The sequence below is a fragment of the Streptomyces sp. NPDC002730 genome (assembly GCF_042888805.1).
Lineage (GTDB): Bacteria > Actinomycetota > Actinomycetes > Streptomycetales > Streptomycetaceae > Streptomyces.
In genome coordinates this window covers 227,777-246,038 of record NZ_JBIAQG010000012.1, presented here as the reverse complement: position 1 = coordinate 246,038, position 18,262 = coordinate 227,777, and the positions used below count along the sequence as shown (strand labels likewise).

Sequence of the window (18,262 nt, the reverse complement as noted above, 5' to 3'; positions counted from 1 at the left end):
CCGATCTTGACGTCGTGTCACATTCTGGGGAGCTGGTCATGAGCGTGACGAGTCGGTACAAAGACGCCTGGGAGGGCTTCTGGAGCGAGGCCTCCGGCGAGCCGGGCGAGGTCTTCTGGGATGCGGAGCCGGCACTCACCGCGGGGCCCCATCTCGCGGTCTACGAACCGCATGTGACGGATCCCGGGCTGACTCTGGTGGATCTCGGCTGCGGCAACGGCACACAGACCCGTTTCCTGGCCGACCGCTTCCCTCAGGTGCTCGGCGTGGACCTGTCGGCCGCCGCGATCGAGCTGGCCAGACGGCAGGACAAACAGTGCGAGACACGGTTCCGGGAGATCGACGCGGTGGACGGGGCGATGGTGGCGCAGCTGCACGCCGAGCTCGGCGACACCAATGTCTATATGCGCGGGGTGCTCCACCAGTGCGACGCGGAGGACCGGCAGGCGCTGGCCGACTCGATCGCCGTACTGGTGGGCGAGCGTGGACGCGCCTTTGTGGTGGAGCTCGCGGAAGCGGCCGGGCAGCATCTGAGGGCCCTGGCGCAGGCACCGGCGGGACCGCCGCCGAAGCTTCAGCCGGTGTTCCGCCACGGCCTCCAGCCGGGTTCGGTGCCCGACGCGGACGTGGCGGAGTTCTTCACCACGGCGGGTCTCGGAGTGATCGCTCGAGGTGAACTGCCGCTGACGACAACGGAGTACGCATCGGACGGCTCGCGTATCGAGCTTCCGTCGAAATGGCTGATCGTCGGCCGGAACGGGTAACGCCCGAACTGCCTCTTCCCGGTCGAGCAACCGCCGACGAGAGGAGTGCCGTGTTCCGCGGAGCAGCCCGCGCCGCGGCCGTCGCCGGTCTTGCCCTGCTTCCGCTGCTGGGCTCCGCACCCGGTGCGGCGGCGGACGGGATCCTGGCGTCGGCAGGGGCCGGAGGGCTTGTCGTGCGCCGCCGCCGTCGGCGGGAGAGCGCCGGACAGGCGTAGGGCCCTTTCGTTTCGGCGGCCGACCGGACTCCCGTGGCCGACCGGACCGGCATTCGGCGGACCAGACCTCTGGCACTGTCAACAGTCCTGGCCGGGGCGTTCGCCGACGCGTACCGTGATGCCGTGAAGATCCTCATCAGCGCCGACATGGAAGGCGCCACTGGCGTGACCTGGCCGGCCGATGTGCTGCCCGGCACCCCCCAGTGGGAGCGCTGTCGCTCCATGTTCACCTCCGATGTGAACGCAGCGGCCCTCGGTTTCTTCGACGGTGGTGCCGATGATGTGCTCATCAACGAAGCGCACTGGACCATGCGCAATCTCCTGCTCGAGCGGCTCGACGAGCGGGCCCAGATGCTCACAGGCAAGCACAAGTCACTGTCCATGGTGGAAGGCGTGCAGCACGGCGACGTGGACGGCATCGCCTTCGTCGGCTACCACACCGGCGCGGGCACGGAGGGCGTGCTCGCGCACACCTACCTCGCCAACTCCATCACCGGCGTGTGGCTGAACGGCGCGCGGGCGAGCGAGGGCCTGCTCAACGCCCATGTCGTCGCGGAGTACGGCGTGCCGGTGGTACTGGTCACCGGTGACGACCTGACCTGCGTGGATGCCGGCGGCTATGCGCCGGACGCCCGCACGGTCGCGGTGAAGGACCATGTGTCGCGGTACGCGGCGGTGTGCCGCACTCCGGCCCGTACCGCCTCCGACATCCGCGCCGCCGCGAAGGAGGCCGCGGCACTCGCCGTACGGCACGAGCCGGTGCGCGGCGGCCCGTTCACCGTGGAGCTGGAGTTCGACGCGGAGCATCTCGCGGCGGCCGCGACGGTCGTCCCCGGGGTGACAGGCAGCGGTGAGCGACGTGTCGCGTACACCAGCGAGACGATGTATGAGGCCATTCGCACCTTTAAAGCGGTCACGACGATCGTCTCTGCGGCGGTGGAGGAGCAGTATGGCTGACGTGACAACGCCCATGGACAGCCGGGCACTCGACGAGGTGGTCACCTTCACCTCCGAGCTGATCCGCATCGACACCACCAACCGCGGCGGCGGGGACTGCCAGGAGCGGCCCGCCGCGGAGTATGTCGCCGAGCGGCTGGCCGGCGCCGGCCTCGAACCTGCCCTGCTGGAGCGCACGCCCGGGCGCACCAATGTCGTCGCCCGGATCGAGGGCACCGACCCGTCCGCCGACGCGCTCCTCGTCCACGGCCATCTGGACGTGGTGCCCGCAGAGCCCGCCGACTGGTCCGTGCACCCCTTCTCCGGAGAGGTCCGCGACGGCGTGGTGTGGGGCCGGGGCGCGGTCGACATGAAGAACATGGACGCGATGGTCCTCGCGGTCGTACGGGCATGGGCACGCACGGGCATCAGGCCCCGGCGCGACATCGTCATCGCGTACACCGCCGACGAGGAGGCCAGCGCCGTCGACGGCTCGGGCTTCCTCGCCGACCACCATCCCGGCCTCTTCGAGGGCTGTACCGAGGGGATCAGCGAGTCGGGGGCCTTCAGCTTCCACGCGGGGCCCGGGATGACGCTCTACCCGATCGCGGCCGGAGAGCGCGGCACGGCATGGCTCAAACTCACCGCGCGGGGCACGGCCGGCCATGGCTCCAAGGTCAACCGCGCCAATGCGGTGAGCCGGCTGGCCGCGGCCGTCGCCCGGATCGGCGAGCATCAGTGGCCGGTGCGCCTCACCCCGACCGTACGAGCCGCGCTGGCCGAGCTCGCCGTGCTGCACGGCATCGAGACCGATGTGCACGCGGACGGCTTCGACGTGGACGCGCTGATGGCGAAGCTCGGCCCGGCCGCCGCGCTGGTCGAGCCGACCGTGCGCAACAGCGCCAACCCGACGATGCTGGAAGCCGGTTACAAGATCAACGTCATTCCCGGGCACGCCATCGCGTATGTCGACGGGCGGATGCTGCCCGGCGGCGAGGGCGAGTTCCACGACACGATGGACCGGCTGACCGGACCGGACGTCGAGTGGGAGTTCCACCACCGCGAGGCGGCTCTGCAGGCCCCCGTCGACTCCCCGACCTACGCCAAGCTGCGGGCGGCCGTCGAGCGTTTCGACCCGGCCGGCCATGTCGTGCCGTACTGCATGCCGGGCGGCACCGACGCCAAGCAGTTCTCCCGGCTCGGCATCACCGGCTACGGCTTCTCGCCGCTGAAGCTGCCCGTGGGCTTCGACTACGCGGCGCTGTTCCACGGGGTCGACGAGCGCGTCCCGGTCGAGGCACTGCACTTCGGCGTAAAGGTTCTCGACCACTATCTGCGGTCCGCATAGGGCCTAGGGGGAGTCGGTAATGGTACCCACGGGAGCCTACGGAACCTGGCCTTCACCGATCGACGCGGCGCTTGCCGCCTCGCACGACGGGCGCCCGGAGTATCTCGGCATGGTCGGCGACGAGGTGTGGTGGACCGCGCCACGCCCCACCGAGGGCGGCAGGCGGGCCCTGATGCGCAGACGGGTCGACGGCGGCGAGGAGTCGGTGCTCCCGGCCCCGTGGAACGTCCGCAGCAGGGTCATCGAGTACGGGGGCCAGCCATGGGCCGGAGCCCTGCGCGCCGAAGGCGGCCCGCTCATCGTCTTTGTCCACTTCCCCGACCAGCGGCTGTACGTGTACGAGCCGGACACGCCCGAGGCCGAGCCCCGTCCGCTCACGCCGGTGTCGGCACTCGGCGGCGGGCTGCGCTGGGTCGACCCGCAGCTCCGGCTGGACCGAGGCGAAGTCTGGTGCGTACTCGAGGAGTTCACCGGCGCGGCGCCCACGGACGTACGCCGGGTGATCGCGGCCGTGCCGCTGGACGGCTCGGCCGTCGAGGACCGTGCCGCGGTGCGGGAGCTCTCCGACGACCGGCACCGCTTCGTCACCGGGCCGCGGCTCTCGCCGGACGGGCGCCACGCCGCCTGGATCGCCTGGGACCATCCGCAGATGCCCTGGGACGGCACGGTGGTGATGCTCGGCGAGGTGACGGAGAGCGGCCCGTTCGGCGGTGTGCGGCCCGTCGTCGGGGAGACGGACGAGTCGGTCGCCCAGGTCGACTGGGCCCCGGACGGCTCGCTGCTCTTCGTCTCCGACCTCGGCAACTGGTGGGAGCTGCAGCGCATCCGGCTCGAGGGGCTGGTGCCCGGGGTCGTATCGCGCACCAGTCTCTGTCCCGGCCGCGGGGAGGAGTTCGGCGGGCCGCTGTGGAAGATCGGCCTCAAGTGGTTCCACCCCCTGGAGAACGGGCTGATCGCCGTCATCCACGGCAAGGGCGCCACCGCGCTGGGGATTCTCGACCCGGAGACCGGCGAGCTCGTCGACGCCGCCGGACCCTGGACCGAGTGGTCGTCCACCCTCGCCGTGCACGGTGACCGGGCGATCGGGGTCGCGGCCAGCCCGCGCAGCGCGTACGAGGTCGTCGAGCTCGACACCCGTACCGGGCGGACCCGCGTCATAGGCTCGGCGCACGACGATCCGGTGGACCCGGTGTACTACCCGGAGCCGCAGATCCGTACCTTCGTCGGCCCCGACAACCGCGAGATCCACGCCCATATCTATCCGCCGCACAGCCCTGACCGGATCGCGCCCGACGACGAACTGCCGCCCTTCGTGGTGTGGGCGCACGGCGGCCCCACCGGTCATGCCCCGCTCGTCCTCGACCTCGAGATCGCCTACTTCACCTCGCGCGGCATCGGCGTCGCCGAGGTCAACTACGGCGGCTCCACCGGCTACGGCAGGGAGTACCGCAACCGGCTGCGCGAACAGTGGGGCGTCGTCGACGTCGAGGACTGTGCGGCTGTCGCCGAGACGCTGGCCGCCGAAGGCACGGCGGACCCGGCGCGGCTCGCCATCCGCGGCGGCAGCGCGGGCGGCTGGACCACTGCCGCCTCCCTCACCAGCACTGACGTCTACGCCTGCGGCACCATCATCTATCCGATCCTCGACCTGACGAGCTGGGCCACCGACGGGACCCATGACTTCGAGTCGCAGTACCTGGAATCGCTGATCGGCCCGATCGCCGAAGTCCCCGGCCGCTACCGCGAACGTTCGCCGCTGACCCATGTCGACCGGATCACCACGCCGTTCCTGCTGCTGCAGGGCCTCGACGATGTGATCTGCCCGCCCGTGCAGTGCGAGCGGTTCCTGGCACAGATGGCGGGGCGCGGCGTCCCGCACGCGTTCATCGCCTTCGAGGGCGAGGGCCATGGCTTCCGCAGGGCCGACACGATGGTCCGCGCGCTCGAGTCCGAACTCTCCCTCTACGCCCAGACCTTCGGCATCATCCGCCGCGACGTCCCCCCGCTGGAGCTCAAGAAGTGACCCTGCCGCGTCCTGCCGGAGCGCAACTCCCGGGCCCCCGATCCCTGACCCGGCCCGCGCGACTGAGGCCGGGGGCCAAGGTCGCCGTCGTGGCGCCCAGCGGCCCCGTCCCCGAAGAGCGGCTCGCAGCGGGACTGGAGATCCTGCGGAGCTGGGACCTGGTTCCGGTCGTGATGCCTCATGTCCGCGGCCGGCACCAGGAGCTCTCGTATCTCGCCGGCTCGGACGAGGAACGGGCCCGGGACCTGACCGAGGCCTGGTGCGATCCGTCCGTCTCCGCGGTGATCTGCGCCCGCGGCGGATACGGCGCACAGCGCATGGTCGATCTCCTCGACTGGACGGCGATCCGCGCGGCCGGCCCCAAGATCCTCGTCGGCTACAGCGACACAACGGTCCTCCATGAGGCTTTCGCCGTGCGAATGGGGCTGGCCACGCTGCACGGTCCCATGGTCGGCGCGGCGGCTTTCCTCAAGGACGTCCGCACCCAGGAGTCGCTGCGTGCCACGCTCTTCGAGCCCGAGTCGGTCCGGACGCTCGGCCTGGAGACCGCCCGCACCATGGTCCCCGGCCGGGCCCGCGGTATCACGCTCGGCGGCTGTGTCAGTCTGCTCGCCGCCGATCTCGGTACACCGCAGGCCCGCACCTCGGCCCGCGGCGGTCTGCTGCTGATCGAGGACGTGGGGGAGGAGGACTACCGGCTCGACCGGGTCCTCACCCAACTTCTGCGCTCCGGCTGGCTGGAGGGCGTGGCCGGTGTCGCGCTCGGCTCGTGGGCGGAGTGCGGTCCGTACGAGCGAGTGCGTGCGGTGCTGCAGAACCGGCTCGGCGGCCTTGGCGTGCCGGTCGTGGAGGAGTTCGGCTTCGGGCACGGGGTGCCCGCGCTGACGTTGCCCTTCGGGGTGCCGGCGGTGCTGGACGCGGACGCGTGCACGCTGACGCTCGAGGTGCCCGCGCTGACCTGACACCGTCGGTTGCCTCAACTTCCCTTCGGCGGGGCGAGGTTGAGGACCTCAGGCGCAGGACGGTGGGACATCCGCACCCGGACCGGCGGCTGAATCAGCGGATCAGCCGCCGGGCGTCTTCCGGTTACCGGCCGAGCGCCGCGTACCCCGGCCGGATCACCTCGTCGATCAGCCGGCGGCGCTCCGGCAGCGGCAGGAACGCCGACTCGACCGCGGCGACCGTGAACTCCTCGAAGACCTCCGGGCCGTAGCCGAAGGCGTCCACCATGTGCTGGAACTCCTGGCTCATGGTGGTGCCGGAGACCAGGCGGTTGTCCGTGTTGAGAGTGACGCGGAAGCCGAGGCGGCGCAGCAGGTCGATGGGGTGCGTGGCGTAGTCCTTCGCCGCGCCCGTCTGGAGGTTCGAGGTCGGGCAGACCTCCAGGGCGATGCGGTTGTCGCGTATGTACGCGGCCAGATGACCCAGGTCCGCCGTGCCGTCGTCGTGGACCGTGATGTCGTCGGTGATGCGGACGCCGTGGCCGACCCGCTCGGCGCCGCAGATCTGCACCGCCTCGTGGATCGACTCGGCGCCGACGGCCTCGCCCGCGTGGATCGTGAAGTGGCAGTTGTGCCGCTTCAGATGCTGGAAGGCGGGCAGGTGGCGGGCCGGCGGGTTGCCGATCTCGCCGCCCGCGATGTCGAAGCCCGCCACCCCGCGGTCGCGGTGCGCCACCGTCAACTCAGCTATCTCCAGGGAGCGTTCGGTGTGCCGCATGCCGGTGAGCAGAGCGCGGACCGTGATCCGGCCGCCGCTGCGACGCTCGCCCTCGCGGAAGCCCGCGTTGACCGCGTCGACGACCTCGTCGAGGGTCAGACCGCGCTCCAGATGCTGCTCGGGGGCGTACCGCACCTCCGCGTAGACGACCCCGTCCGTCGCCAGGTCCTCCGCGCACTCGGCCGCGATTCGCTGCAGCGCCTCGCGGGTCTGCATCACCGCGCAGGTGTGGGCGAAGGTCTCCAGATACCGCTCGAGCGAGCCGGAGTCCGCGGCGTCACGGAACCAGATCGCGAGCGCGGCCGGGTCCTCGGTGGGCAGCTCGCGGTAGCCGCACTCCCGGGCCAGCTCGATGATCGTGGCGGGGCGCAGACCGCCGTCCAGGTGGTCGTGGAGAACGGCCTTGGGTGCGCGGAGGATGTCAGACAAGTGCATGGCCCGGGAGTGTACGGCACGTCCGGAAATGGCGCCGTGACGGCCGTCTCCCGGCTCGAGGGCAGTCGGTCCCAGCGCTCAGTTCGACTGGAGTACGGGCATGGCGGGCGCCCCGGTCGGCAGCATGTGCTTGGCCGCCAGGATCGGCATGTCCTCGACTCGTACCACCTGTGTGACCAGCACGGCAGGGGTGTCGGCCGCCCGGCCCAGCTGCTCTCCGCGGCGCTGTCCGAGCAGCGTCGCCGTCACCCCGCTGTGTGCGGTGAGCGCCACACCGCGCGAGGCCGCGGACAGCACCGCGAGCATCGAGGTGGCCGGTGCGGGTGCGGCCCGCAGTGCCGCGGCGAAGGCCGGATGCACCACGTCCAGCACTTGCTCCGCCGCCGCCCACTCCTGGCTGAGCGCCGCCGCGGTACCTTCCCCGACCAGCAGTGACTCCCAGAACCGCAGCTCCGCCCCGGCCGGTGCGAGCAGATGCTGGGTGGTGAAGTCGGTGGGCTCCTCCACGGCGCGCAGCAGCGGTCGCACGCGGAGCGGGGAGCCGGTGGACAGCAGCTCCTCCAGCGGCTGGATGTGCTCGTAGCCGCGGCGCGGTGGACGGTCGTTGACGGTGCGGCCGACCCCGCGGCGCACCGAGAGCAGCCCGTCCTCCTGGAGCAGCAGCAGTGCCTCGCGCAGCGCGGGTCGGCTGACCCCCAGTTCGGCGGCGAGCCGGGGTTCGGACGGCAGCGTGGAGCCCGGCGGATAGGTGCCTTCGTGGATGGCGTCCGCGATCCGCTCGTACAGGACGACGACCGGCCTTCGCTGCTGCCCGCTGACTACCACTGATCCTCCTCGGCTCACTTGTCAGCAAGTTATGTGAGCCCGAGCGGCGGAGCAATGGCCGCTGGATCTCGGGTGAGCTGCGATTCGGTTCACGCCTAATTCACAGCAGGAGGGTCTTGACGTTCTACGCACGTAGATTCCAGTCTGTCTGAGCGCAACTTGTCTGACAAGGTTGGTTGCGCTGTTCCTATCGAGACATGACATCCAAGGCAAAGGGGCCGACATGTCACCCACGCTCGGCCGGACACGTTCCGGAGCCGCATCCGATCTGGCGGGCCGCGGGCCCATGCTGCTGGCCATGGTGCTGGCCGTGCTCGGCTACCAGATCAACGCGACCATGCTCAGCCCCGCGCTGCCCGATGTCATCGAGCGTCTCGGCACCACCACCGCGGCCGCCGGCCTCTCCCAGACGCTCTTCTTCCTGATGGCGGCCATCGGCCAGGTCACGCTCGCCCGCCTCAGCGATCAGCGCGGCCGCAAGCCCATGATGGTGGTCTGCGCGTTCGTCCTGATCGCCGGCAATCTGCTCTGCGTCTTCGCCCCGAACATCGAGATCTTCATCGCGGGCCGCATCCTCCAGGGCATCTCCGCCGCGATGTTCACGCTTGCCTTCCTCACCCTGAACCAGCTGCTGACCCCGGCCGGCTTCGGCAAGGCCGCAGGCATCATCACCGCCGTCAACGGTGGCCTCGCGGGCGTCGACGCCATCGCCGGCGGCCAGATCGCCGACACCATCGGCTTCCGCGGCATCTTCGTCTGCTCCACGCTGATCGCGGTCGCGGGCCTGATCGGCGTACGGAAGTACGTCCCCGATGTCCCGCCCACCACCGCCGACGCCCGCTTCGACGCACGCGGCATCGCCGCCCTCTCCCTCGGGCTCACCGGCATCCTCGTCGGCCTCGCCCAGGGCGCGAGCTGGGGCTGGGCCTCGCCGCTCACCCTCGGGTTCCTGTTCGGCGGCCTCGTGGCCCTGGTCCTCTTCGTCGTCTCGCAGAAGAGCGCCGCCAACCCGGTCATCGATATCGAGGTACTCGCCTCCCGCCGCGCCTGGCCGCTGCTGATCACCACGGTCTGCACGCTCGGCGGCGCCTTTGGTGCGGTCGCACTGACCATTCCGCTCTTCTCTCAGGACGCCCGTGTCGGTCTCGGTCTGTCCGCCGTCACCGCCGCCGTCCTCTTCCTCACGCCCATCCAGCTGATCGGTGTGATCTCCGCGCCGCTGACCGGCCGGCTCGGCCCGAAGATCGGCTGGCGCAGGGTCGTGGTCACCGGCGCCGCCGCAAACTTCGCGATCTTCGTCTTCGCCACGTTCTTCCTGGACAACCAGTGGATCCTGGTGACCTCGCTGGCCGCGCTCGGTGTGACGTACGGCGGCTTCATGCTCACCGGCCTCAACGGTCTCGCCGTCACGACGGCGCCGAAGGACAAGCCCGGCTCGCTCTCCGGTCTCAACGGAGCGTGCTTCGGCATCGGAGCCTCGCTCGGCATCGCCATCGCCTCCGCGATGATCACTGCGGGCAGCGATGCGCACGGGCCCACCGAGGCCGGATACCAGCACGCGATGTACGCGGCCCTCGCCCTGCTCGCGATCGGTGTCGTCTCCTCGCTGCTGATCCAGCGTCCCGACCCGGAGACGGTCGCGGTGGAGGAGGAGCCGCAGCTGGTCCTCGCCCACCACTGACGGACGGACACGGCTCACCCGTACCGCCCGCTCCACCGCCCTCATGGGACCAGGATCCGTTCGTCCTGGTCCCATGAGCCACAGCGAAGCACCGAACAGCAGGAGGTTCGGCGGCCGGGGCCCGGCTCACGCGCGCCAGGTGAGAGCAGCCGGTTAGTCTGGCGCGATGCCCGAGACCTCCCCCGCCGCCCCCTACCTCGCCGCGGGTCCGCGGGTCGGCATACGCCACTACGCGTACGAGGACAGCGAGGAGTTCACACAGCTGGTGAGCCTGAGCACCGAGCACCACCGGCCCTGGCTCTTTCCGCCTGCCTCGGCGGAGATGTACGCCGTGTACGCGCGGAAACTCATCGAGGACCCGACGAAGGCCGGCTTCCTGGTCTGCGCGCGTGACTCCGGCCGGATCGCGGGCTTCATCAACGTCAACAACATCGTCGAAGGCGGCTTCCGCAGCGGGGCGATCGGCTACGGCGCCTTCGCGCACGCCGTTGGCAGAGGCCTGATGGGCGAAGGCCTCGGCCTGGTCCTGCGGTACGCCTTCGGCCCGATGGGCCTGCACCGGCTGGAGGCCAACATCCAGCCGGGCAACGAGGCTTCGATCGGACTCGTACGCGGCGCGGGCTTCCGGCTCGAGGGTTTCTCGCCCGACTTCCTCTACATCGACGGGGCCTGGCGCGACCACGAGCGCTGGGCCATCACAGCGGAGATGCTCAAGCGCTGACGCGCCACTGCCCCGGCCCTCAGCGGCCTTTGCGGTTGATCTTCATGGTGTCCATGTCGGTCACTGTCGAGCGCAGTTCGCCGAAGCCGCAGCCGAGAGCCTTGAGCGCCGTCTCCGCCCGGTCCTCGGCGATCGCTGCGGCCATCTCCTCGCCGTCCGCCGCGTCCGAGACGACGACATAGCGGACCGAGAAGTGCTTGAGGGCACGGTCGTAGGTGAGCGAGCCCTCCTCGGTGAACCGCATCTGCGTGAGGCCGTGGTTGTCCACGTCGGCGAGCAGACTGCCGCGCGACTCGTCCGTCAGCCCGTCCCAGGTCCCGCGCACGATCACCCGGTACGTGTGCTGCGTGCTCATCTCTTCCGCTGCCTTCCGCTCGTCGAACACTCCGTAGAAACGCATTGAAGATGCAGAGTACGGCGGTGAGGATGGACCGCATGCGGAATATCGTGGTCGTCGACGCTCCCTCCAACCTGGGCCTGCGGCCCCCGGCCCCGGGCGCCGTCCCCGGCTGCTACAAGCTCGCCGGCGCTCTGCGTGAGCAGCGGATCGTGCAGCGGCTCGGAGCGTTCGAAGGCGGGGTCGTCGTACCGCCGCGCTACGACCGCGGCGACTGGAAGGAGGGCGACGGAGTCTTCAACGCCGCCGCCATCGCCTCGTACACCCGGCGTCTCGCCGACCGGATCGAGCATCATGTGCGGGCCGGTGACTTCCCGTTGGTCCTCGGCGGCGACTGCTCGATCCAGCTCGGCGCCTCGCTCGCGCTGCGCCGTCTCGGCAGATACGGGCTGGCCTCGGTCGACGCGTCCGCCGACTTCAGGCACCCCGGCAACTCCCAACGGGTCGGGGCCGCCGCCGGGGAGGAGCTGGCGCTCGCGACCGGGCGTGGACAGGAGGACCTGACGAATCTGGAGGGGCTCAGGCCCTATCTGCGCGACGAGGATGTGCGGCTGTTCGGGATCCGGGACGCCTTTGACGAAGACCGGGCCGAGCTCGCCGAGTTGAAGATCCCGACGGTGACCGTGGGGGGACTGCGCGAATGGGGCCCGGCGGAGCTCGCGGGGGCCGTGGTACAGACCCTCGAAGTGCCGGTGCTCGACGGATTCTGGGTGCATCTGGACGCGGACGTACTGGATCCGAGTGTGATGCCCGCCGTCGACAGCCCCGATCCGGAAGGGCTGCTGCCGCCCGAACTTGCCTTGCTGCTCAAGGTGTTGGTGCGCTCTCCGCGCTGCGTGGGGCTGAACGTGACCGTCTACGACCCCGACCTCGACGCGGAGGGCACGGCGGGCGAGATGTTCGCCGACCTGATCGTGGGCGCCTTTGCCGAAGACTGACCCACAGAGCCCCTGGTCAGTGCAGAGCCCACCGTGTTCCATGGTCGTCGGGAGTGCCGGCCGTCAGGAGCTGCCGGCAGCCCGCGCGAGCGAAGCGAGGTTGCCTTGGCCACCACTGTGCGGCGTGCCGTACTGACCCTGCCCGCAGCCCCGGTCGGGGCGCCGAACCCGCTGCCCGCCCTGCGGCCGCTGGACGAGATGCACTCTCTCGACGAGCGCGCCAGACAGGAGCTGCCGCGCGAGATGGCACGGCAGATCGGATACGAGCCGCTGCGTACCCTGCTGCCGGTGCGGGTGCTCGACGGGTACGGCCGTGAGCGCACGCAGACGGACCTCGACGCGATCGTGATCGAGAACGAACGGCTGCGGGCCACAGTGCTGCCGGGCCTCGGCGGCCGTATCCACTCGCTGCACCACAAGCCGACCGGGCGTGAACTCCTTTACCGCAACCCGGTGTTCCAGCCCGCGGATTTCGCGCTCAACGGCGCCTGGTTCTCCGGCGGCATCGAGTGGAACATCGGCGCCACCGGCCACACCACGCTCTCCTGCGCCCCGCTGCACGCCGCACTCGTCCCGGCCCCCGACGGCGGTGAGATGGTCCGCCTCTGGGAGTGGGAGCGGCTGCGCGATCTGCCGTTCCAGGTCGATCTGTGGCTGCCTGCCGACTCCGAGTTCCTCCATGTCGGCGTACGGATCCGGAATCCGCACGAACGGACCGCGCCCGTCTACTGGTGGTCCAACATCGCCGTCGACGAGCACGAGACGACGCGCGTGCTCGCACCCGCCGAGGAAGCCTGGCACTTCGGATACCAGCGCAACCTGCGCCGGGTTCCGGTGCCGGAATTCGAGGGCGAGGACCGTACGTATCCGCTGCGCAGCGAGTATCCCGCCGACTACTTCTACGAGGTGCCGGCCGAGGCCCGTAAGTGGATCGCCTCGCTCGACGCTGCCGGGAAGGGGCTCGTACAGACCTCGACCGATGCGCTGCGCGGCCGCAAGCTCTTCCTCTGGGGCTCGGGGCGCGGCGGACGCCGCTGGCAGCAGTGGCTGACCGAGCCGGGCACGACCGGTTACGCCGAGATCCAGGCCGGGCTCGCCCGCACCCAGCTGGAGCACGTACGCCTGGACGGGGGCGGAGAGTTCAGCTGGCTGGAGTCGTACGGACCGCTCGACACCGACCCGGAGACGGTGCACGGACAGGACTGGGGCGCGGCGCGCGCCGAGGTGGAGGCCCGGCTGTCCGAGGCGCTGCCCCGGGCGGCCGTGGACGCCGCGTACGAGGCATGGCGGCCCTACGCGGACGCCCAGCCGACCGAGTCGCTCGCCACCGGCTCCGGCTGGGGCGCGCTCGAGGTGCTGCGTGAACGGCACAAGCTGCCCGGCACACCCTTCGAGGAGTCGACACTCGGCGATGAGCAGGCGCCCTGGCAGGAGTTGCTGAGGACCGGCGTCTTCCCCGAGCCCCGCAGGGTCACCCCGCCAGGACCCTCGCTCGTCGCACCGCACTGGCGCGACATGCTGGAGACCGCCCCGGCCGACCCGCTGACCGAGTACCACCTCGGCATTGCCCAGTGGCACGCGGGCGACCTCGCCCAGGCCGTCCGCAGTTGGGAACGCGGCCTCGGACTTGCGCCGTCCCGCTGGCCCTTGCTGCGCTGCCTGGCCGTCGCCGACTTGGAGGGCGGCAACGCCGTACGGGCCGCCGAGCGCTACGCCGAGGCCTTCGACGACCTCTGCGAGGAGCGCCGCGACGACGGCGAGTCCTGGACGGCGGCGACGGCGGCCCTCGGCCGGGAGGCGATCGCCGCACTGCTCGCCGTCCGCCGTACCGCCGAGGCCCGCGCGGTCTGGTCCCGGCTGCGTCCGGCGGTGCAGCAGCGCGGCCGCTTCCGCCTGATCGATGCCGAGCTGCTGATCGCCGAGGGCCGTACGGACGAGGCTCGCGCCGTCTTCGAGGCGGGTTTCGAGGTGGCGGACCTGCGCGAGGGCACGGAGATCCTGGACGAGGTGTGGTCGGCGCTCACCGACGAGCCGCTGCCGGACGCGTACGACTACCGGATGCGTCCTCAGCGGCCGCGGCCGAGCTAGCCCGGGTGCGTCGGGTGCGTCGGGTGCGTCGGGTGCGTCGGGTGCGTCGGGTGCGTCGGGTGCGTCGGGTGCGTCGGGGGACGCCGGGGGTGTCGGGAGCGTCGGGCGAGCAGCGACTTCCGAGTCTCTGTCCGCCGGCGACGGGCGGGCGGTGTCAGGTCGGCCTGCCCGGCCCCGGCGACGCTGTGAGCCGATCCGGCCGGCGCGGGTTCGTCACACCGCTTGACAGTTCCCCCCTGCGAGGTCGACGATCGCAAGGTGAACCTGTCAGACAGCCAGACAGCTGGCGATGTGCCCCGGCGGATCAGCGCGCTCGAAGCGGTGCTGACGCACTTGCGCGGCGCCATCGAGCGGGGCGACTACGCGGTGGGGGAGAAGCTGCCCTCGGAGGCGGAACTCTGCCGGCGCCTGGAAGTGAGCAGGCCCGTACTGCGTGAGGCTCTGCGCGCTCTGCAGACGATGGGGCTCACGGCCTCGCGTACCGGCAAGGGCACCTTCGTCCTCTCCAACGGCCCGGTGGAGGACCCCACCTTCGGCGACTACTCGGCCAGCGACCTCCTCGAGGTCCGCCGGCACGTGGAAATCCCGGTGGCCGGGTACGCAGCGCTGCGGCGTACCCCCGAAGACCTCGACCACCTCTCTCATCTGCTGGAGCGGATGGAGCGGGAGACCGACACCACCGCCTGGGTGGCGATGGACACGCTCTTCCACCTCGCGGTCGCCCAGGCGGCCCAGAACCCGGTTTTCCGCAGAGTCATCGAGGAGATCCGCGACGCGCTGGCCCGCCAGTCGGCGTTCCTCAACGAGCTCGGCGGCCGGCGCGAGCAGTCGAACCGGGAGCACCGGGCGATCGTCGAGGCGCTGCTCGACAGTTCCGAGCACGACGCCGTGGAAGCCATGACGCACCATCTCGCGCGCGTCGAGTCGACGCTGACAACCATCGTGCGGCCGCCACACCAGAGCGGCGCGTACGAGCGTCTTGAGCCCAAAAACCTTGAGCCCAAGAACACCGAGCGCAACAGCAACGAAAACACCGAAAGCTGAGCATGAGCCACACCACCCCGTTCCGCCGCACCCTGGCAGAGCCGCCCGCCGTCCGCACCCCGGCCCACGTCCCGCTCGCCCACGTAGTGCGCGGAGGCGTCGTCGAGGGCGTCCACCACGGCTCCGTCGTCGTGCTGGCCGCCGACGGGAGTGTGGAGTTCAGCGCGGGCGACATCGAGGCCGCCTTCTACCCGCGCTCGGCGCTCAAGCCGCTCCAGGCGGTCGGCCTGCTGCGCGCGGGACTGCCGCCGCTGGACGCCGAGGCGATCGCTCTCACCGCTGCCAGCCACTCCGGTGAGGAGCGCCATCTGGCCACGGCCCTGCGCATCCTGCACACCGCCGGGCTGACCGAGGACGACCTGCGCAATGTCCCTGATCTGCCGTACGGCACGGCGGTGCGCGAGGAGTGGATCAGCCGTGGCCTCGGACCCACCCGGCTCGCCCAGAACTGCTCGGGCAAGCATGCCGCGATGCTGATGGCGGCCCGGGCCCGTGGCTGGCGTCTGGAGAACTACCTCGATCCCGGACATCCGCTGCAGTGGGCGATCGCCGCGACCGTGGAGGAGCTCACCGGGCAGGGCATCGCCCGGGTGACGGTCGACGGATGCGGCGCGCCGCTGTTCTCCGTATCGCTGCACGGCCTCACCCGGGCCGCCGCCCGGCTGGCGACTGCCGCGCCCGACACCCAGGAGGGCCAGGTCGCGCAGGCCATGCGCGAGTATCCGGAGATGGTCGCCGGCAGCGGGCGGGACGTCGCGCGCCTGATGCGCGCGGTGCCGGGCCTGCTCGCCAAGGACGGGTTCGAGGGCGTGCAGATCGCGGCGCTCCCGGACGGGCGGGCCGTCGGCGTGAAGATAGCCGACGGCGCCGACCGCGCCCGGATGCCTGTGACGGCGGCGGCCCTCGCGCTGTGCGGAGTCGACCCGCAGATCCTTGCCGGATTCGCCGAAACGCCCGTCATCGGGGGCGGCGTGGCGGTCGGGAGCCTGCGGGCGGCGGGCGCGCTGGCCGGCCTCTCCGCTCCTGCTGCCTCCTCCGTCGCCTAGGGCGGGTTTTAGAAGTCCCGCCCTCGGGCCCGCGGCACAGAACTCTCACCACCTCACGAAGGAACACCGTCACCATGACTGCCGGCCACCGCCGCGAACACGACCTGCTCGGCGACCGCGACATCCCCGCCGACGCGTACTGGGGAGTCCACACCCTGCGCGCCACGGAGAACTTCCCCATCACCGGTACGGCGATAGCGGCGTACCCACACCTGATCGACGCACTCGCCGCCGTCAAGGAAGCCGCGGCCCGCGCCAACGAGGACCTCGGGCTGCTCACCTCGGAGAAGGCCGACGCCATCGCCGCCGCCTGCCGGGAGATCCGGGACGACGGCCGACTGCACGAACAGTTCGTCGTCGACGTGATCCAGGGCGGCGCCGGTACGTCGACCAACATGAACGCCAACGAGGTGATCGCCAACCGGGCGTTGGAGATCCTGGGCCATGGCAAGGGCGACTACGGCCGCCTGCATCCGAACGAGGACGTCAACCTCAGCCAGTCGACGAACGACGTCTACCCGACCGCCGTCAAGGTCGCCACGATCATCGCCGTACATGAACTGCTCGATGCGATGGCGATCCTGCGCGAGGCCTTCGCCGCCAAGTCCGAGGAGTTCCGCGACATCCTCAAGATGGGGCGCACCCAGCTCCAGGACGCGGTGCCGATGACCCTGGGCCAGGAGTTCTCCGCGTACGCGGTGATGCTGGAGGAGGACCAGAGCCGCCTGGCCGAGGCCGTCCTCCTCATCCATGAGATCAACCTCGGCGCGACCGCCATCGGCACCGGCCTCAACGCCCCCGCGGGCTACGCCGAAGCCGCCCGCCGACACCTCGCGGCCATCACCGGCCTGCCGTTGGTCACCGCCGCCAACCTCGTCGAGGCCACCCAGGACTGCGGCGCCTTCGTCCATCTGTCCGGCGTGCTCAAGCGCATCGCCGTCAAGCTCTCCAAGAGCTGCAACGATCTGCGTCTGCTCTCCTCCGGCCCGCGCGCGGGCCTCGGGGAGATCAACCTGCCGCCGGTCCAGGCGGGTTCCAGCATCATGCCCGGCAAGGTCAACCCGGTGATCCCCGAGGTCGTCAATCAGGTCGCCTTCGAAGTGATCGGCAACGACGTCACCATCACCATGGCCGCCGAAGCAGGGCAGCTGCAGCTCAACGCCTTCGAACCGATCATCCTGCATTCCCTGTCCGAGAGCATCACCCACCTGCGGGCGGCCTGCCTCACCCTCGCCGAACGCTGTGTATCCGGCATCACCGCCAATACCGAGACGCTGCGCGCGACCGTGGAGAACTCCATCGGGCTCGTCACCGCCCTCAACCCGCACATCGGCTACACCGCGGCCACCGTTATCGCCAAGGAGGCCCTCGCCACCGGGCGCGGCGTCGCCGAACTGGTGCTGGAGCGAGGGCTGCTCCCGGCCGACCGGCTCGCCGCTCTGCTGCGCCCGGAAGAGCTCGCGGGCACGGGCGCTCCGGCAACCGGCAACGGATCGGCGGTCTCTCAGAGCTGAGGTGGCGGTCGGCCCTCTCGGAGCGAGGTTGCGCGCCCGGTCCTTCGGCCGCTCATTCGGCAGCCTTCCTGTCGACGTATTCGAAGACCGATCCATCGGGGTGGACGGCGATCAGATTGCGGCCCACCGGCGTCGGCACGGGGCCCGCGATGATCCGTGCGCCCACCTCGGTGAGCGTGGCGTACGCGTCGTCCACGTCCTTCACCGCGATGGTCGCCGTCACCTTGCGCAGCACCTCCAGCTCCGACTCCGGGCCGCTCATCAGCAGGAAGCAGCCGACCGCGGCGACCGAGACCCCGGCGCGCTCGAAGCGCAGCGGCGTGGCACCGGTGAGGCGTTCGTAGAAGGCGACCGCGGCCTCCAGGTCGTCGACGCAGATGCGGAGCGTGGTTCCGAGGATCTCCATACGGGCGAGCGTAGTTCGCGGTGACGGGACGCGAAATCGATAGCCCGATTGTGGGCGGGATGCGCAGGTCCCCGGCCCAGGCATGAGCGCCCCCGCCGACCGGTGCTGCCGCTCCAACTCCGAGCCGCGCTCGGCCCCGATCGGCCTTCCGACCAGCGGCAC

The 18,262-nt window shown here is 70.8% G+C and carries 17 protein-coding genes; 13 read left to right on the top strand and 4 right to left on the bottom strand.

Annotated elements, in window-relative coordinates; genetic code table 11:
- Positions 1–38: 38 nt before the first annotated feature.
- The 6 genes from ACFYXH_RS29475 (at position 39) to ACFYXH_RS29450 (ending at position 6,248) form a co-directional block, all read left to right on the top strand.
- Entirely contained in the window at positions 39–764 is a 726-nt protein-coding gene (locus ACFYXH_RS29475; RefSeq protein WP_389569090.1) for a class I SAM-dependent methyltransferase, read from the top strand.
- A 50-nt stretch (positions 765–814) separates the two neighbouring features.
- A complete protein-coding gene (locus ACFYXH_RS29470; protein ID WP_389569087.1) occupies positions 815–979 on the top strand; it encodes a hypothetical protein in 165 nt (54 codons plus the stop codon).
- 123 nt (positions 980–1,102) lie between these two features.
- Positions 1,103–1,936: a M55 family metallopeptidase gene (locus ACFYXH_RS29465; protein WP_389569084.1), complete on the top strand. Its 834-nt coding sequence runs from the start codon at positions 1,103–1,105 to the stop codon at positions 1,934–1,936.
- Positions 1,929–3,263, top strand: a complete 1,335-nt coding sequence (locus ACFYXH_RS29460; protein ID WP_389569081.1) for a M20/M25/M40 family metallo-hydrolase — start codon at positions 1,929–1,931, stop codon at positions 3,261–3,263. The genes ACFYXH_RS29465 and ACFYXH_RS29460 overlap by 8 nt, the downstream gene beginning before the upstream one ends.
- Before the next feature lie 19 nt (positions 3,264–3,282).
- Positions 3,283–5,286, top strand: coding sequence for a prolyl oligopeptidase family serine peptidase (locus ACFYXH_RS29455; RefSeq protein WP_389569079.1), 2,004 nt, complete (start codon positions 3,283–3,285; stop codon positions 5,284–5,286).
- A 2-nt stretch (positions 5,287–5,288) separates the two neighbouring features.
- Positions 5,289–6,248, top strand: a complete 960-nt coding sequence (locus ACFYXH_RS29450) for an LD-carboxypeptidase (protein WP_389569324.1) — start codon at positions 5,289–5,291, stop codon at positions 6,246–6,248.
- A gap of 124 nt (positions 6,249–6,372) precedes the next feature.
- Here the strand turns inward: ACFYXH_RS29450 and ACFYXH_RS29445 are convergent, their stop codons facing one another.
- Together ACFYXH_RS29445 and ACFYXH_RS29440 are read right to left on the bottom strand one after the other, a co-directional pair.
- Positions 6,373–7,440, bottom strand: a complete 1,068-nt coding sequence (locus tag ACFYXH_RS29445) for an adenosine deaminase (protein WP_389569076.1) — start codon at positions 7,438–7,440, stop codon at positions 6,373–6,375.
- A gap of 78 nt (positions 7,441–7,518) precedes the next feature.
- Complete coding sequence (locus tag ACFYXH_RS29440; protein ID WP_389569072.1) at positions 7,519–8,265, bottom strand: GntR family transcriptional regulator; 747 nt, start codon at positions 8,263–8,265, stop codon at positions 7,519–7,521.
- 223 nt (positions 8,266–8,488) lie between these two features.
- Between ACFYXH_RS29440 and ACFYXH_RS29435 the strand changes: the two genes are divergently transcribed.
- Both ACFYXH_RS29435 and ACFYXH_RS29430 read left to right on the top strand, forming a co-directional pair.
- Positions 8,489–9,946 (top strand): MFS transporter, encoded by a 1,458-nt coding sequence (locus ACFYXH_RS29435; protein ID WP_389569070.1) that lies wholly within the window; start codon positions 8,489–8,491, stop codon positions 9,944–9,946.
- A 166-nt stretch (positions 9,947–10,112) separates the two neighbouring features.
- The gene (locus ACFYXH_RS29430) at positions 10,113–10,667 is read left to right on the top strand and encodes a GNAT family N-acetyltransferase (RefSeq protein WP_389569068.1); all 555 of its coding nucleotides are present in this window, start codon (positions 10,113–10,115) and stop codon (positions 10,665–10,667) included.
- Positions 10,668–10,686: 19 nt separating this feature from the next.
- Here the strand turns inward: ACFYXH_RS29430 and ACFYXH_RS29425 are convergent, their stop codons facing one another.
- Entirely contained in the window at positions 10,687–11,022 is a 336-nt protein-coding gene (locus ACFYXH_RS29425) for a DUF6204 family protein (RefSeq protein ID WP_389569322.1), read from the bottom strand.
- 80 nt (positions 11,023–11,102) lie between these two features.
- Here ACFYXH_RS29425 and ACFYXH_RS29420 point away from each other — a divergent pair, with 80 nt between their 5' ends.
- The 5 genes from ACFYXH_RS29420 (at position 11,103) to aspA (ending at position 17,694) form a co-directional block, all read left to right on the top strand.
- Positions 11,103–12,002, top strand: a complete 900-nt coding sequence (locus tag ACFYXH_RS29420) for an arginase family protein (protein WP_389569066.1) — start codon at positions 11,103–11,105, stop codon at positions 12,000–12,002.
- 105 nt (positions 12,003–12,107) lie between these two features.
- On the top strand, positions 12,108–14,090 hold the full coding sequence (locus tag ACFYXH_RS29415; protein WP_389569064.1) for a DUF5107 domain-containing protein: 1,983 nt from the start codon (positions 12,108–12,110) through the stop codon (positions 14,088–14,090).
- A 258-nt stretch (positions 14,091–14,348) separates the two neighbouring features.
- Positions 14,349–15,134 carry a FadR/GntR family transcriptional regulator gene (locus ACFYXH_RS29410; protein WP_389569061.1) on the top strand — a complete coding sequence of 262 codons (786 nt, stop codon included), beginning with the start codon at positions 14,349–14,351 and terminating at the stop codon, positions 15,132–15,134.
- A 2-nt stretch (positions 15,135–15,136) separates the two neighbouring features.
- Positions 15,137–16,180: an asparaginase gene (locus ACFYXH_RS29405; RefSeq protein WP_389569059.1), complete on the top strand. Its 1,044-nt coding sequence runs from the start codon at positions 15,137–15,139 to the stop codon at positions 16,178–16,180.
- A gap of 74 nt (positions 16,181–16,254) precedes the next feature.
- Positions 16,255–17,694, top strand: coding sequence for an aspartate ammonia-lyase (aspA, locus tag ACFYXH_RS29400; RefSeq protein WP_389569057.1), 1,440 nt, complete (start codon positions 16,255–16,257; stop codon positions 17,692–17,694).
- Positions 17,695–17,746: 52 nt separating this feature from the next.
- Here aspA and ACFYXH_RS29395 read toward each other — a convergent pair whose 3' ends face one another.
- Positions 17,747–18,100: a VOC family protein gene (locus tag ACFYXH_RS29395; RefSeq protein ID WP_389569054.1), complete on the bottom strand. Its 354-nt coding sequence runs from the start codon at positions 18,098–18,100 to the stop codon at positions 17,747–17,749.
- Between the last annotated feature and the right edge of the window lie 162 nt (positions 18,101–18,262).